The organism is Flagellimonas chongwuensis (assembly GCF_013376415.1).
Lineage (GTDB): Bacteria > Bacteroidota > Bacteroidia > Flavobacteriales > Flavobacteriaceae > Flagellimonas > Flagellimonas chongwuensis.
This window is the reverse complement of record NZ_WYET01000001.1, coordinates 313,185-328,030: the sequence shown is the minus strand read 5'-3', so window position 1 is coordinate 328,030 and position 14,846 is coordinate 313,185. Positions and strand designations below refer to the sequence as shown.

General features: G+C 41.1%; 17 protein-coding genes. 15 read left to right on the top strand and 2 right to left on the bottom strand.

Annotated elements, in window-relative coordinates:
* Window positions 1-77 precede the first annotated feature (77 nt).
* The 4 genes from GUA46_RS01425 (at window position 78) to GUA46_RS01410 (ending at window position 3,420) form a co-directional block, all read left to right on the top strand.
* On the top strand, window positions 78-1,370 hold the full coding sequence (locus GUA46_RS01425) for an aminopeptidase P family protein (RefSeq protein ID WP_176619003.1): 1,293 nt from the start codon (window positions 78-80) through the stop codon (window positions 1,368-1,370).
* A 5-nt stretch (window positions 1,371-1,375) separates the two neighbouring features.
* Window positions 1,376-1,549 (top strand): hypothetical protein, encoded by a 174-nt coding sequence (locus tag GUA46_RS01420; RefSeq protein ID WP_176619002.1) that lies wholly within the window; start codon window positions 1,376-1,378, stop codon window positions 1,547-1,549.
* A 72-nt stretch (window positions 1,550-1,621) separates the two neighbouring features.
* Window positions 1,622-2,713, top strand: coding sequence for a serine hydrolase domain-containing protein (locus GUA46_RS01415; protein ID WP_176619001.1), 1,092 nt, complete (start codon window positions 1,622-1,624; stop codon window positions 2,711-2,713).
* Window positions 2,714-2,754: 41 nt separating this feature from the next.
* On the top strand, window positions 2,755-3,420 hold the full coding sequence (locus GUA46_RS01410; protein ID WP_229418412.1) for a cation efflux transmembrane domain-containing protein: 666 nt from the start codon (window positions 2,755-2,757) through the stop codon (window positions 3,418-3,420).
* A 177-nt stretch (window positions 3,421-3,597) separates the two neighbouring features.
* Here GUA46_RS01410 and brnQ read toward each other — a convergent pair whose 3' ends face one another.
* Window positions 3,598-4,887 (bottom strand): branched-chain amino acid transport system II carrier protein, encoded by a 1,290-nt coding sequence (brnQ, locus tag GUA46_RS01405; protein WP_176619000.1) that lies wholly within the window; start codon window positions 4,885-4,887, stop codon window positions 3,598-3,600.
* A gap of 243 nt (window positions 4,888-5,130) precedes the next feature.
* Here brnQ and GUA46_RS01400 point away from each other — a divergent pair, with 243 nt between their 5' ends.
* Window positions 5,131-5,385 (top strand): hypothetical protein, encoded by a 255-nt coding sequence (locus GUA46_RS01400; protein WP_108245934.1) that lies wholly within the window; start codon window positions 5,131-5,133, stop codon window positions 5,383-5,385.
* 121 nt (window positions 5,386-5,506) lie between these two features.
* Here GUA46_RS01400 and thiL read toward each other — a convergent pair whose 3' ends face one another.
* Window positions 5,507-6,553 carry a thiamine-phosphate kinase gene (gene thiL / locus GUA46_RS01395; protein WP_176618999.1) on the bottom strand — a complete coding sequence of 349 codons (1,047 nt, stop codon included), beginning with the start codon at window positions 6,551-6,553 and terminating at the stop codon, window positions 5,507-5,509.
* Between the two features lie 247 nt (window positions 6,554-6,800).
* Between thiL and GUA46_RS01390 the strand changes: the two genes are divergently transcribed.
* From GUA46_RS01390 to GUA46_RS01345, 10 genes are all read left to right on the top strand, one after another.
* Window positions 6,801-7,130: a HesB/IscA family protein gene (locus GUA46_RS01390; protein WP_108245530.1), complete on the top strand. Its 330-nt coding sequence runs from the start codon at window positions 6,801-6,803 to the stop codon at window positions 7,128-7,130.
* Window positions 7,131-7,170: 40 nt separating this feature from the next.
* A complete protein-coding gene (sufB, locus tag GUA46_RS01385; protein WP_108245529.1) occupies window positions 7,171-8,616 on the top strand; it encodes a Fe-S cluster assembly protein SufB in 1,446 nt (481 codons plus the stop codon).
* A gap of 8 nt (window positions 8,617-8,624) precedes the next feature.
* Entirely contained in the window at window positions 8,625-9,083 is a 459-nt protein-coding gene (locus tag GUA46_RS01380; RefSeq protein ID WP_176618998.1) for a hypothetical protein, read from the top strand.
* 57 nt (window positions 9,084-9,140) lie between these two features.
* Window positions 9,141-9,893 carry a Fe-S cluster assembly ATPase SufC gene (gene sufC / locus GUA46_RS01375; RefSeq protein WP_176618997.1) on the top strand — a complete coding sequence of 251 codons (753 nt, stop codon included), beginning with the start codon at window positions 9,141-9,143 and terminating at the stop codon, window positions 9,891-9,893.
* Window positions 9,894-9,969: 76 nt separating this feature from the next.
* On the top strand, window positions 9,970-11,286 hold the full coding sequence (gene sufD / locus GUA46_RS01370) for a Fe-S cluster assembly protein SufD (protein ID WP_176618996.1): 1,317 nt from the start codon (window positions 9,970-9,972) through the stop codon (window positions 11,284-11,286).
* A 98-nt stretch (window positions 11,287-11,384) separates the two neighbouring features.
* Window positions 11,385-12,050, top strand: coding sequence for a porin family protein (locus tag GUA46_RS01365; RefSeq protein ID WP_176618995.1), 666 nt, complete (start codon window positions 11,385-11,387; stop codon window positions 12,048-12,050).
* The gene (locus GUA46_RS01360) at window positions 12,050-13,276 is read left to right on the top strand and encodes an aminotransferase class V-fold PLP-dependent enzyme (RefSeq protein ID WP_313790847.1); all 1,227 of its coding nucleotides are present in this window, start codon (window positions 12,050-12,052) and stop codon (window positions 13,274-13,276) included. Before GUA46_RS01365 ends, GUA46_RS01360 begins: the two co-directional genes overlap by 1 nt.
* 73 nt (window positions 13,277-13,349) lie before the next feature.
* Window positions 13,350-13,772, top strand: a complete 423-nt coding sequence (locus tag GUA46_RS01355; RefSeq protein WP_176618993.1) for a SufE family protein — start codon at window positions 13,350-13,352, stop codon at window positions 13,770-13,772.
* Between the two features lie 7 nt (window positions 13,773-13,779).
* On the top strand, window positions 13,780-14,109 hold the full coding sequence (locus tag GUA46_RS01350) for an iron-sulfur cluster assembly protein (protein WP_108245524.1): 330 nt from the start codon (window positions 13,780-13,782) through the stop codon (window positions 14,107-14,109).
* Window positions 14,110-14,162: 53 nt separating this feature from the next.
* Window positions 14,163-14,669, top strand: a complete 507-nt coding sequence (locus GUA46_RS01345) for a DUF2480 family protein (protein WP_176618992.1) — start codon at window positions 14,163-14,165, stop codon at window positions 14,667-14,669.
* The last annotated feature ends 177 nt before the right edge of the window (window positions 14,670-14,846 follow it).

Here is a 14,846-nt window from a genome sequence, read left to right as displayed (position 1 = left end):
TTTCAATTTGATATGGAAGGTAAGAATTTGTCTTCGGTAACGCAATTACCTAAATTTGGGGAAATCAAAATACAACTATGAAATACTTCCAGATAGACAGTAATCTTTTTGTGAAAAACCGTAAGAAATTTATGGCCCATATGCGGCCCAAGAGCATTGCGATATTCAACTCCAACGACATCTACCCCATAGGTGCCGATAGCACCTTGCCGTTTGAACAGGACCGTGATCTATTTTATCTGAGCGGTGCGGACCAGGAAGAAACTATTTTGTTATTGTTCCCCGATGCTATGGACTCAAAACATAGGGAGATTCTGTTTGTTAGGGAAACCAACGACCATATCGCTGTTTGGGAAGGCGCAAAGCTTACCAAGGAAAAAGCCACCGAGGTATCGGGAATACAAACCGTGTATTGGCTCACCGATTTTGACAAGATCTTTTTTGATTTGATGACCGAAGCGGACACCATATATTTCAACACTAACGAGCATTACCGCCAAGCGGTGGAAACGCAGACACGTGAAGATCGTTTCATAGAAAAATGCAAGAAAGAATATCCTGCTCACCAATGGGCCAAAAGTAATCCCATTTTGCAGAATATTAGAGGTGTAAAGGAGCCCGAGGAGATAGAATTGATGCAGAAGGCATGCGACATTACAGAGAAAGGATTCAGGCGTATATTGGAGTTTGTGAAACCGGGCGTTTGGGAGCACGAAATGGAAGCCGAGTTCCTTCACGAATTTGTCCGTAACCGGTCCAAAGGTTTTGCCTACAGTCCCATTATAGCCTCTGGGAGCAATGCCAACGTACTACACTATTTGGAGAACAACCAAGAAGTGAAGGATGGCGATATGATTTTGTTGGATCTTGCCGCTGAGTACGCCAACTATTCTAGTGACATGACCCGAACTATTCCTGCCAACGGTAGATTTACCGACAGGCAAAAAGAAGTATACAGCGCGGTACTTCGCGTCAAGGATGAAGCCACTAAAATGTTGGTTCCGGGTACCATTTGGGCGGAGTACCATAAAGAAGTGGGCAAGCTCATGACTTCCGAGTTAATAGGACTCGGCCTCTTGGATAAAGCTGATGTGCAGAATGAAAACCCAGATTGGCCAGCGTACAAAAAATACTTTATGCACGGCACCAGTCACCATATCGGTTTGAATACACACGACTACGGCGAATTAAAAACACCGATGAAGGCCAATATGGTGTTTACGGTGGAACCGGGAATTTACATTCCGGCAGAGGGAATGGGCATCCGTTTGGAGGATGATGTGGTTATCCAAGAAAAAGGAGAACCATTTAACCTCATGCGAAATATTCCTATTGAAATTGAAGAAATCGAAGAGTTGATGAATAAATAATCCTTATGAAGTTCCTATTATTCATTCAACAATCCGACATTGAAAAAAAGATAGCGGAAGCTCCCGATAGCTCCTACGAAATAGGTGTGGTCATCGGGAGCTATCTCCCTTTTGTGGTTTTGGTGGTTATCGCTTACGGCATATACCATTTCAATAAGAAAAAGCGGGGCTCTGAATAATTTCCTTGAACATTGTAACCTTTTCTGACAAAGTGCCGTCATACCTTACAAATCGAAAAACGTAAGGTAAAAATGAAAATCGGAATTTGTAAGGGAGCGGGGCTTTTGTGGTTTATTGTTTTAGTAGGGTCTCAATTAAGTTTGAATGCTCAAGACCTATCGTACCAAATAGACAACAAGCTCAAAGAGAAATTTACTGATAATAATCCAGGGGCCGTTTTTTTGGTAGCTAAAAAAGGGGACATTATTTACAAAAAGGCTTTTGGATTGGCAGACCTCGAACTTCAAGTGCCGATGGAGACAAATAATGTTTTCGAAATCGGTTCCATGACCAAACAGTTTACCGCTATCTCCATTTTAATGTTGATGGAAAAAGGAAAGCTCCGTTTGGATGATGAAATAACCAAATACATCCCTGATTATCCGACCCGGGGCCATAAAATCACTATCCACCACCTGTTGAACCATACTTCGGGAATAAAGAGTTTTACAAGCGTCAAGGGACTCAATGCCATTGCCAACGATGATATGGAGCCCTTGGAGGTAATCGATTTTTTTAAAAACGAGCCAATGGACTTTGCTCCAGGCGATCAATTCAAATACAACAATTCAGGTTATGTCATTTTAGGATACATAATTGAAAAGGCTTCGGGGATAAGCTATGGCCGTTTTGTGGAACAGCGGATTTTTGAAAAATTGGGAATGTCTTCATCCTACTATGCGAGCCACTCAAAGGTGATACCTAACAGAGCTTCGGGTTATCGTAAAGGAAAGACATATACTAACTCTAGGCATATCAGTTATTCTATACCCTTTGCATCCGGTTCGTTGATGTCCACTGTGGATGATATGCTCAAATGGGAGGAAGCAATCAAAAACAATGTATTGCTCAGTAAAGAAACTATGAACAAAGCCTTTGTCAATTATAGGTTGAACAATGGAGAGCAAACCGATTATGGTTATGGATGGCATGTTGAAACTTTGAACGGTACAAAAAGCTTTGAGCATGGCGGGTCTATCTTTGGATATAAATCTATGGGAGTTTATTTGCCAAAGGAAGATATTTATGTGATAGGTTTGAGCAACTGTGATTGCAACTCACCCACAAAAATCACACGGGATATAGCTAAAATGGCCATGAATAGTAGGGATTCCGATAAGTAGTCGAAAAACATTTGATTTTTGTTCCTGAATCCCGGAAATTCATGGTCCCTAAAGAAATGATAACCGAAACATTTCCAATGACCCAAGATGTAAAATTGTATAAAACTGCATTTGCCCTTGCCTTGTTCACCATTATTTATAACGTGGCTGAAGGCATAGTTTCCACATATCTCGGTTTTGAAGATGAAAGCCTTGCCCTTTTTGGTTTTGGAACGGACAGTTTTATCGAGGTCATCTCGGGATTGGGCATTGCCCATATGGTGCTGCGCATCCAAAAGAACCCAGAGAGCGATCGCGATAGGTTCGAACGTACAGCCTTGAAAATTACAGGTACTGCCTTTTATATTTTGGTTGTGGGTCTTGTCGTATCGAGTATATACAATATTTGGACAGGTCATAAACCACTGACCACTTTATGGGGTGTCATCATTTCCTCCATATCCATACTCATTATGTGGACTTTGGTATGGTGGAAGAGAAAAGTGGGACGGGAGCTTGATTCTGCACCGATTTTAGCTGATGCCAATTGCACCATGGTCTGTGTATACATGTCCATTATTCTTTTGATGAGTAGTGGCGTATATGAACTTTTCAAAATACCCTATATAGATAGTTTGGGAACCTTGGGCTTGGCCTATTTCGCATTTACTGAAGGGAAGGAATGCTTCGAGAAAGCTAACAGTGACAAATACTGTTGTTGTGATTAAGAATAATTTACCTTTCAATTAAAAAAGCTAAGGGTCATTCATTGCCCAGTGGGCATTATAGGTCAATTTATAAACCTTAAACATACCTGAACAGAATGGCGGGAGAATTTAAAGGAGGGGGCAGCCTAAGACCGATGTGGACAATGTGGCTGACAGGTTTGAATATTGGGCGACCTTCTAACTTTTCTTACCTAAATTTCCGAGGATAAAAACAATCAATGCAGGCAAAATCCACCCCATTTGATATTGTCCCAAAGGAACCCAATCAACATAAGGCGAAACATATTTGCCCAGTCCGATACTTCCCAAAAAATCAGGAATACTGAATAGGATTGTTGTGACAACGACCCACTTGAACACTTTTTCGGAAGCGTATCTGTCAGGGGCAAAGTTCAACACTATCAAAATAATGGTAATGGGATAAATGAACATCAATGCGGGTACCGCCACATCGATGATGTAACCAACATTGAACTGTCCTATCAAAATGCCTAGCACGCAACCTATAAAGGCTGTAATTCTGTATGCCAATAAAGAATCGTTGAACCGACTTTTTATAAAATCTGAAGTTCCTGTTACAATTCCTATAGCAGTAGTAAAACAGGCCAGGCTTACCAATATGCTCAATAAAAGATTGGCTGTTTGGCCTAAGGTATTTGTGCTAATTCCACGCAAGAGTGCTGTTCTGGTTATTTCATTATCAAAAGAGTTCCCAAACAAGGCTCCGGTGAGGATCAGTCCTCCATACACTAAAAATAGACCGGCACCAGCCCAAAGACCTGCTTTTCCTATAAGTTTTCGCTTTTCTTCATAAGATGCAGATTTTTCTTTGATGTTGACCGATATTATGATTACGGCACCAACCACAACTGCACCGATGGCATCAAATGTTTGATAACCCTCCAAAATACCCGAGCTAAAAGGTTGACTCATATGAGAAGGAGCAAAATCAAAATCCAAAGTAAATATGGTGGTCATGATAATGACCAAAAGGATGATAAGGATGCCAGGGGTCAATATTTTGCCCAGAGCATCCAAAACTTTGGTTCTATTTACGGCAAAAACAAAAACCAACATAAAGTAGATAAGGCTTGTAAGTAACGATGATGAGTCCCAAAAGGGCTGGATGGCCATTTCGTGCGTAACCGATGCTGTCCGTGGTGATGGCAAAGCAATGGAAATGGCGTAAATCAAATAACAATACACAACACTAAAGGTCGGCGATACTTTTTTGGCAAAATCGAATAAGGTTCCTTGTAGTTTGGAATGGGCCACTATCCCTAAAATAGGCACAAGCGCTCCCGAAATACAGAAGCCCAAGGCCACCAGCCACCATAAATTACCCGATTTAAATCCCAACAATGGTGGCAAAACCAGATTACCCGCTCCAAAAAACAGGGAAAAGAGTGCAAATGCAGTGACGGTTAACGATTTTTTACCGATGGGTTGTTGATAATTTGTTTTCAATACAGTATCTTACAAAAGCGTTTTTGGACGGAAAAAGGCAACTTTTAATCGATTTTAAGGTATTTCATCGAAAAAAATGTTATCTCGATACATTCACAAAATAAAAAGTTATCAACATCCGTTCCTGTAAAAAGTTGAATCTCAAAAATAATTTATATAACAAAAAATTACCATTAACCAATGTAAGCATTTTTCGAAGCCCCATTTCGTAATACAATGCTTTTCTCCAAAAACCACCCGCCTATGAAAACAACTACTACGCAACATGGCAACAAATTTTCTTCATTCTTTTGCAGCTTGTTCGGACACCATTACACGGTTTCCAAGAAAGTTACTCATCACATAAAGGAGTACAAATGCATTCACTGCCAAAAACAAGTTACAACAGATGTCAGCGGAAAGCTCTCTGCCTTGACACCTCAAATGCAAGAGATAAACAGTACACTGGAAGACATGTACAGAAAAAGACAAAGTAGGGTAGTCCACCAAGTGGCATAGCCCTTTTTTGTTTTAGGAAAAGGCCCAAATCTTATCCCGGAAACTTAAGTAATTACCTACTGCTAATGGTTGCGTGCCCCAATGCCATGATGTAGGGATGCCCTTGATTTTCGGGATTTTTTTATTTGTTAAAAGAATTCCATCCCTGAGCCGTAATAGGAATTTTGGTCTCTGCCCTTGTAATCAAATGAACGCCTTCGCTCTTTTCGGTCATGTGACCAATCACCGTTAAGTTAGGATTCCCTTTTATTTTTGGAAAGTCAGCCTGGTCAATAGTGAACAATAGTTCATAATCCTCGCCACCGCTCAATGCAATCATTGTGCTGTCCATCTTAAATTCTTCGGATGCAGAAATCACTGTGGGGTCCAACGGAATTTTTTCTTCAAAAACATTGCAACCAATATCGCTGTGCTTGCATAAGTGAATTACTTCGGAAGAGAGCCCATCACTTATATCTATCATAGATGTAGGTTGTACCTCCAATTTTTTGAGTAGCTCCACGATATCCTTTCTGGCTTCTGGTTTTAATTGGCGCTCCACAATGTACGAATAGGGTTCAAGGTCGGGTTGACTGTTCGGGTTTACCCTAAAGACTTCTTTCTCTCTTTCAAGAACTTGTAGGCCCAAATAAGCTCCGCCCAAATCTCCGGTGACGACGAGCAAATCATTGGGTTTGCTTCCTTTGCGATAAACAATCTCATCTTCTTTTGCCACGCCTAGGGCAGTTACGCTAACAATCATCCCCCGAGTAGATGAGGTGGTGTCTCCACCGACCAAATCTACGTTGTACAGTTTGCAGGCAAGGGCAACACCTTCATAAAATTCTTCGAGCGCTTCCAAAGGAAACCTGTTGGAAATGGCCAAGGAAACTGTGACCTGTGTCGCCATGGCGTTCATGGCGTAAATATCGGAAAGGTTGACCATTACCGATTTATAGCCCAAATGCTTCAAGGGCATATAGCTCAGGTCAAAGTGAACCCCTTCCACCAGCATGTCTGTGGAAACAATGGTTTTATTCCCATTGTAGTCCATAACAGCGGCATCATCGCCCACCCCGATAAGGGATGATGGTTGTTTGAGTTCAAAATTTTTGGTAAGATGGTCGATCAGGCCAAATTCGCCCAATTCTTCCAAAGATGTACGTTCTTGATTCTTGTCTTCTAGCATTTTGCAAAAATAATGAGGATAATCGTAAATTCTGGTGTCCGGAGGGGTATAAAATTTTTTTGGGGAAAGCGTATCAAAAATCATAGTAAATTGTTGGGAATACGCCATTGATGCGACTTACCGTAAATCAGCTTTGTTTTCCATAAGAAACACCTATGGAATCATTCGTTATAATAATGTTAGTTGCCATGGTAAAACCCTACATATACAGTATATTTGTAGGCTATTTAGATTAAATTCAAGTAAGATGATTAAGGTTTCAGAATCAGCAAGGCACAAAGTGGTATCGCTTATGACCGAGGAAGGTTTTAATGCTACCAAGGATTATGTGCGTGTTGGCGTAAAGAGCGGAGGGTGCAGTGGATTGTCTTATGAATTGACGTTTGACAATTCTGCAACGGATACAGATAAGATTTTTGAAGATAATGATGTAAGAATCATTGTCGACAAAAAAAGCTTTTTGTATTTGGTAGGCACTACATTGGAATATTCTGGAGGTTTAAACGGAAAGGGATTTGTGTTCAACAACCCCAACGCCCAAAGAACCTGCGGATGTGGAGAAAGTTTTTCACTATAAACATTGACAAAAGGCCTGTAATTGGCTAACTTAAAGATATATGGCTTATACAGAGGAAGAATTAAAAAAAGAACTGGAGACCAAAGAGTACGAGTACGGTTTCTATACCGACATTGAATCGGACACCTTTCCCAAAGGATTGAACGAGGAAATCGTTATTGCCATCTCCAAAAAGAAGGAAGAACCCGAGTGGATGACGGAGTGGCGGTTGGAAGCTTTTCGTGCTTGGAAGGAAATGGAAGAGCCGGAGTGGGCCAACGTAACCTACAAAAAGCCGGACTTTCAGGACATCTCCTACTATTCCGCACCCAATAAAAAACCCAAGTACAATAGCTTGGACGAGGTGGACCCAGAATTGTTGGATACCTTCAAAAAGTTGGGAATCTCCGTGGATGAGCAGAAAAAGCTGGCAGGTGTTGCGGTGGACATCGTAATGGACTCTGTTTCCGTGGCCACCACTTTCAAAAAGACATTGGCCGAAAAGGGAATTATTTTCTGCTCCATTTCCGAAGCCATTCAGGAACACCCTGAACTAGTCAAAAAATATCTCGGAACCGTTGTGCCGCAAAAGGATAACTTTTATGCAGCATTGAATTCAGCAGTATTTTCCGATGGGTCTTTCTGCTACATCCCTAAAGGCGTAAGGTGTCCTATGGAACTTTCCACCTATTTCCGAATCAATCAAGCGGGAACAGGCCAGTTCGAGAGAACCTTGGTAGTGGCAGAAGAAGGCAGTTACGTGAGTTATTTGGAAGGATGTACCGCACCTATGCGAGACGAAAACCAATTGCACGCAGCCGTTGTGGAACTAATAGCTTTGGACAATGCGGAAATCAAATACTCCACCGTTCAAAACTGGTTCCCTGGCAACAAGGAAGGAAAAGGAGGGGTGTACAACTTTGTGACCAAACGTGGATTGTGCGAAAAGCACGCCAAAATTTCATGGACACAGGTTGAGACAGGTTCTGCGGTAACATGGAAATACCCATCGTGTATTTTGAAGGGGGATTATTCTATTGGAGAATTCTATTCCATCGCAGTGACCAACAACTTCCAACAAGCGGATACCGGGACCAAAATGATTCATTTGGGAAAGAACACCAAAAGTACCATCATTTCCAAAGGTATTTCCGCAGGTCAGTCGCAAAACAGCTACCGCGGATTGGTGCAGGTGAACAGTCGTGCGGAAAATGCAAGGAATTTCTCCCAATGCGATTCCCTGTTGATGGGTAACCGTTGTGGAGCACACACGTTCCCATATATAGAAGTCAAAAATAAATCTGCACAGATAGAACACGAGGCCACCACCAGTAAAATTGGGGAAGACCAGATTTTCTATTGCAACCAAAGGGGAATCGATACCGAAAAGGCCATTGCCCTGATCGTAAACGGATTTAGTAAGGAAGTATTGAACAAACTTCCAATGGAATTTGCCGTAGAAGCCCAAAAGCTATTGGAAATCAGTTTGGAAGGTTCAGTGGGATAAAAAGAGAGATGTTAGAGAAGTATTTTTTTTTGATTTTGTTGTTTGCGGTTAATCTAGAAGATGCAAAACATAAAGAAGCTATAATAACCATGGACCGTATAAACTATCAATTAGACGAAAAAGGAGAGATTGATGTATGGAAACATTACTATAAAAAATCAATACTATATCTAAAAAAGAAAGAAGGGAAGGAATGGTATGTAAAAGACCCTTATATGAATGATAGCTTCTTTATAAATGTTTCTAAATCACAGATTGAATTAAAAGACGAACAAAATAGTAAGATTAGTTTCGATTGGGTGGATTTGAACGAATTCAGGCTTAATATAAATGATACCATATTTGATAATAGAACCAATTCCCCTCTTTTTGAGATAAATCATTTTAGTGAAAAAAAAGTTGTAGACATTGCCGTGCTAGATTCAAGCAGGGTATTATCTCTAAAGAATGTAAGGATACACTATTAATCAAAAATTATTCTGAGAAATAACCCGATTATTTAAAATAATACAGAAGAAAAGCAGATGCTAGAAATCAAAAATTTACACGCAAGCGTAGACGATAAAGAAATCCTTAAGGGAATAGACCTAAAGGTAAACGCAGGAGAGGTACACGCCATTATGGGCCCTAACGGTTCAGGTAAAAGTACCTTGGCCGAAGTAATCGCAGGTCAGGAGGAGTTTGAGGTTGGAGAAGGAAACATTCTTTTGGAAGGTGAGGACCTGGAAGAACTTTCCCCAGAGGAAAGAGCCCACAAAGGAGTGTTCTTGTCGTTTCAATACCCAGTGGAGATTCCAGGGGTGTCGGTGACTAATTTTATGAAGACCGCCATCAACGAATCAAGAAAGGCGCAAGGTCTGGAGGATATGCCGGCCAACGAAATGCTTAAGAAGATCCGTGAAAAGTCGGAAATGTTGGAAATCGACAGAAAATTCCTTTCACGTTCCTTGAACGAAGGGTTCTCCGGAGGTGAAAAGAAACGTAACGAAATCTTCCAAATGGCGATGATGGAACCCAAACTGGCCATCTTGGACGAAACCGATTCAGGTTTGGATATCGATGCGCTTCGTATAGTTGCCAATGGTGTCAACAAATTGCGTAGCAAGGACAACGCCATCATTGTAATTACCCACTACCAACGTTTGTTGGACTATATCGTACCTGATTTTGTACACGTATTGTACAACGGGAAAATCGTAAAATCCGGAACCAAGGAATTGGCTTTGGAATTGGAAGAAAAGGGATACGATTGGTTAAAAGAAGAAGCTGCGGTATAAAATAAGATGTAAGACTTCAGAAGTCAGATTTCGGAAAACATATTGCTGAAAGCTGACAACTGATAACTGAAAAAATATGGATTTAAAGGAAAAATTAGTCTCCTCTTTTATGGCTTTTGAAGATGGCCTGGATTTAGATCATCCAGTTCATGAAGAAAGGTCCAATGCCATGAAAAATTTTGAGACCAAGGGCTTCCCTACCAAAAAGGACGAAGCTTGGAAGTATACTTCGTTGAAAGGCTTGCAAAAGATAGATTTCAGCATCTTTCCGAAGCATGAAACCGCCTTGGAATACAAGGATGTGAAAAAATACTTCCTTCACGAAATAGATACCTACAAAATTGTTTTTGTTGATGGGGTTTATAGTTCTTACCTCTCAGAGACCACACATGATGGAGTAGATGTTTGTTTGATGAGCTCCGCCTTCAGTAAGCCAATGTTCAAACAGGTAATCGAGGTATATTTCAACAAAGCGGCCTCTAAAGATGAGTCGTTGACCTCGTTGAACACAGCTTTCAGTAAAGAAGGAGCATATATCTACATCCCAAAGAACAAAATGCCCAAGAAGCCTATCCAAATCTTGCATTTGGCCACGGGCAATGAGGCAGCCTTGATGTTGCAACCCCGTAACTTGATTGTTGCGGAGGACAACGCTGAGGTTCAGATTATAGAACGCCACCAGAGTTTGACCGGTAATGAAGTCTTCACGAACTCCGTGACCGAGATTTTCGCCGGAAAGGATGCCATTGTGGACTACTACAAAGTTCAGAATGATGAGCCTACTGCTTCCTTGGTGGATAATACCTATATCTCACAAAAGGATAGTAGTGTAGTAAGAGTACATACTTTCTCATTGGGTGGAAAATTGATTCGTAACAACCTGAACTTTTATCAGAACGGAGAACGTATCGACTCTACCTTGAAAGGTGTGACCATTTTGGGGGACAAGCAACATGTGGATCATCATACCTTGGTTCATCATGCACAACCCAATTGTGAGAGCCACCAGGATTACAAAGGCATTTTCGGCGACAGTTCCACAGGGGTGTTCAATGGAAAGATCATTGTGGACAAAATTGCCCAGAAAACGGATGCCTTTCAGCAGAACAACAATATTTTGTTGAGCGATAAATCGACCATCAATTCAAAACCACAGCTAGAAATCTTTGCGGACGATGTAAAATGTTCTCACGGATGTACCATTGGTCAGCTAGACGATGAAGCACTCTTCTATCTAAGATCAAGGGGAATCCCGAAAAAAGAAGCCAAGGCTTTGATGATGTACGCTTTTGCCAATAATGTTTTGGAGAGTGTTCGTATTCCAGAGCTAAAGGTGAGAATAAATAAAATCATCGCTGATAAATTGGGTGTACGCATGGGATTTGACCTGTAGAAAATAAGTTTTTTAAATAATACTTCAACCTTACTCTGTTTTTATTAATCAAAGCTACAATAATTAAAAGGTGGCTTTAAATTCAAGTTTGATTAAATATGAAAAAATCAGTAAGTGTTGTTGTAATTGTTTTATTAGCGAGCAGTTTATTTGTGAACGCCCAAGAAAGGAATTTTGGAGTTCTCGGAGGGCTAAATTATGCCAATATTAGAGGAGACAGAACGGATTTTACAAACAATAGTTGGCGAACTGCTTATCATTTTGGAGTCTTTTCAAATATTTCATTGAGTGATAGGATAGCTTTGGAACCTAGAGTACTGTTGTCTTCCAAAGGCTATAATAATGAAATAGATTTAAACGAGTTTGATAATCCATCTCAACAACCATCAACGCAAACACTTATAAAATATGCTAATAGAAATAACTATCTGTCATTACCCATATTGTTCAAGTATAAGTTAATGAGTAATCTTAGTTTGGATTTGGGGCCAGAAATCGCTTTCTTATTGTATTCCAAACATGTGATTACAAAAGTCGATGGAGAAGGCTATTTTGCGGAGGGAGATGTGCCACAGGAGGGATCAGGTGACTTCTTTCTGGATTATGGAGCTATGGCAGGTATAACTTTTTATTTTACAACCAATACATCTATACAGCTTAATTACTTTTATGGGCTATCCAATCTACATAGAAAAGCTATTATAGGTGATTCAACGGAGAACAATTCTGTGTTTCAACTTTCTTTAGGATATCTTATTTTTTAATGGTTATAAAAACATTGGACATACAAACAATTCGTAAAGACTTTCCCATCCTCCAAAGAGAGGTCAATGGGCAGCCTTTGGTGTATTTGGACAATGCAGCTACCTCGCAGACACCGCAGCAGGTAATCGATGTCATTGTGGATTATTACCAAGGGTACAACGCCAATATTCATCGTGGGGTGCATACCTTGTCTCAAGAGGCCACCGATGCATACGAAGCAGCACGCCAAAAAATCCAAAAGCACTTCAATATTGCGCATTCCCATGAGGTAATCATGACCTCGGGTACTACCCATGGTATTAATTTGGTGGCTACCGGTTTTACATCATTCTTGAAAAAAGGCGATCAAATCATCGTTTCAGCCATGGAGCACCATTCCAATATTGTGCCTTGGCAAATGTTGTGCGAACGCACAGGAGCAATCCTTAAAGTGGTTCCAATGAACCTCGATGGAGAGCTGGTCATTGAGGAATACCACAAGCTTTTGTCAGATAAGACCAAGTTGGTCTTTTGCAACCATGTGTCCAATGCGTTGGGCACCATCAACCCGATAGAAGAAATTATCGAGGCGGCCCATAAAGTGGGAGCAGCTGTTTTAATAGATGGTGCTCAAGCTGCAGCACACATCAAAGCTGATTTACAAGCCTTGGATGTGGATTTTTATACCGTTTCCGCCCACAAAATGTGTGGACCAACCGGTGTAGGAATGTTGTATGGCAAGGAGGAATGGCTCAAAAAATTACCACCGTATCAAGGCGGTGGGGAAATGATCGCTGAGGTGACTTTTGAAAAGACCACCTATGCCGATTTGCCCCATAAATTCGAGGCGGGAACCCCCAACATCTGTGGAGGTATTGCCTTTGGAGCTGCATTGGATTATATGAACAGCATTGGTTTTGATGCCATTGCCCAGTACGAAGATGAGCTACTGCAATATGCCACGGAGCAATTACTTGCCATTGATGGGTTAAAGATCTACGGTACCCCAGCGCACAAAACATCGGTGATATCCTTTAATATAGAAGGTGCCCATCCTTATGATATCGGAACCATCGTGGACAAATTGGGCATTGCCGTTCGAACAGGTCACCACTGTGCACAGCCCATTATGGATTTCTATAAAATCCCAGGGACGGTAAGGGCCAGTTTTAGCTTTTACAACACCAGGGAAGAGGTAGATAAGCTGGTAGAGGGCGTAAAGCGCGCAAGGAACATGTTGCTATAGGCCGAGAGGTTATCTTTATCATAAAGACTTGAATGACAACTTACCGAGTTGTACTTTTGAATAAAACCATCGCATGACCATAAAAGAGATACAGGAAGAGATAGTAGAGGAGTTTTCCATGTTCGACGACTGGATGCAGCGTTACGAGTACATGATAGAACTCGGAAAATCCCTTCCATTGATAGAAGAACAATATAAGACAGATGACAACCTGATAAAAGGTTGCCAGAGCAAGGTATGGGTGCATGCCGAACTGGATGGCGATAAATTGGTTTTTACAGCGGATAGCGATGCCATTATCACAAAGGGAATCATAGCCATTTTGATCCGGGCGTTCAGCGACCAAAAACCACAGGACATTATCGATGCCGATGTGGAATTTATTGATGAAATCGGTCTAAAAGAGCATTTGTCACCAACACGTGCAAACGGATTGGTAAGTATGATCAAGCAATTAAAATTGTATGCGGTTGCTTATCAAACACAGTTAAAATAAATTCAGAATGAGCGAAGAAACCACCATAGATACACAAGAGCTGGGCGAAAAGATCGTTAAAGTGCTCAAAACCATATATGATCCAGAAATTCCTGTGGACATTTACGAATTGGGATTGATTTACGATGTGTTCGTCAACGAGGAATACGAAGTAAAAATCTTAATGACCCTTACTTCCCCCAATTGCCCTGTGGCGGAAACCCTGCCAGTGGAGGTAGAGGAGAAGGTAAAGTCCATTGACATGTTGAAGGATGTTGAAGTTGAAATCACTTTCGATCCGCCTTGGACCCAGGAATTGATGAGCGAAGAGGCTAAATTGGAACTGGGTCTGTTATAAAAGATGTTAGCATTTAGTATTGAGAAGCTAGATAGTCCCAATACGCAAATCCAATGAGCGAAATTGTAAACAGAGTAGCCCAAAGCAAGTTGATTACCTTCAATCTGGAGGATTATTATCCAAAAGGGGAGCGCAAGGTACTTGACATTAAGGATTGGCTTTACGAAGGCTTTATATTGCGTGAAAAAGAGTTTCGCGCCCATGTTGAAGAGCATGATTGGTCAACGTATCAAGATGCTTATGTGGCTTTACAATGTTCTTCGGATGCTATTATCCCAGGGTGGGCCTTTATGTTGATTGCCTCCAAATTGCAACCTTACGCTAAAAAAATAGTTCAAGGAAATTTAGAAACCTTGGAAACAGCACTTTACCAATCCATTTTGGAAAACTTGGATGTAAGTGAATTTTCCGAAAAACCCGTAATCATAAAAGGGTGTTCCAACAAACCTGTTCCTGAAAACGCCTATCTCATGGCGGTGGCCAAAATCCAGGAAGTGGCCAAAAGTGTAATGTACGGTGAGGCCTGTTCTTCGGTACCATTGTTTAAGCGCAAGAAGTAGTTTTTAGCTTTCAGAAGTCAGTTGATGGTCGCTGAGCGGAGCCGAAGCGACACTCATGTTATCAACATTTTTCCCTCTATTAATGGAACCGACACGAATTCCACCAATTATCACGAACAATTGGCCAAAGGGAAAAGGTGAAGGGTAAAAGGTTCCGAGTGTCATTTCGAACGGATG

Coding starts and splice junctions, on each gene's coding strand:
- GUA46_RS01360 (WP_313790847.1), top strand. CDS start 12,050: ATGGTTATAAAAACATTGGACATACAAACAATTCGTAAAGACTTTCCC.
- GUA46_RS01345 (WP_176618992.1), top strand. CDS start 14,163: ATGAGCGAAATTGTAAACAGAGTAGCCCAAAGCAAGTTGATTACCTTC.
- GUA46_RS01400 (WP_108245934.1), top strand. CDS start 5,131: ATGAAAACAACTACTACGCAACATGGCAACAAATTTTCTTCATTCTTT.
- thiL (WP_176618999.1), bottom strand. CDS start 6,553: ATGCTAGAAGACAAGAATCAAGAACGTACATCTTTGGAAGAATTGGGC.
- GUA46_RS01350 (WP_108245524.1), top strand. CDS start 13,780: ATGAGCGAAGAAACCACCATAGATACACAAGAGCTGGGCGAAAAGATC.
- GUA46_RS01420 (WP_176619002.1), top strand. CDS start 1,376: ATGAAGTTCCTATTATTCATTCAACAATCCGACATTGAAAAAAAGATA.
- GUA46_RS01425 (WP_176619003.1), top strand. CDS start 78: ATGAAATACTTCCAGATAGACAGTAATCTTTTTGTGAAAAACCGTAAG.
- sufD (WP_176618996.1), top strand. CDS start 9,970: ATGGATTTAAAGGAAAAATTAGTCTCCTCTTTTATGGCTTTTGAAGAT.
- GUA46_RS01410 (WP_229418412.1), top strand. CDS start 2,755: ATGGTCCCTAAAGAAATGATAACCGAAACATTTCCAATGACCCAAGAT.
- GUA46_RS01390 (WP_108245530.1), top strand. CDS start 6,801: ATGATTAAGGTTTCAGAATCAGCAAGGCACAAAGTGGTATCGCTTATG.
- GUA46_RS01380 (WP_176618998.1), top strand. CDS start 8,625: ATGTTAGAGAAGTATTTTTTTTTGATTTTGTTGTTTGCGGTTAATCTA.
- GUA46_RS01355 (WP_176618993.1), top strand. CDS start 13,350: ATGACCATAAAAGAGATACAGGAAGAGATAGTAGAGGAGTTTTCCATG.
- sufB (WP_108245529.1), top strand. CDS start 7,171: ATGGCTTATACAGAGGAAGAATTAAAAAAAGAACTGGAGACCAAAGAG.
- sufC (WP_176618997.1), top strand. CDS start 9,141: ATGCTAGAAATCAAAAATTTACACGCAAGCGTAGACGATAAAGAAATC.
- GUA46_RS01365 (WP_176618995.1), top strand. CDS start 11,385: ATGAAAAAATCAGTAAGTGTTGTTGTAATTGTTTTATTAGCGAGCAGT.
- GUA46_RS01415 (WP_176619001.1), top strand. CDS start 1,622: ATGAAAATCGGAATTTGTAAGGGAGCGGGGCTTTTGTGGTTTATTGTT.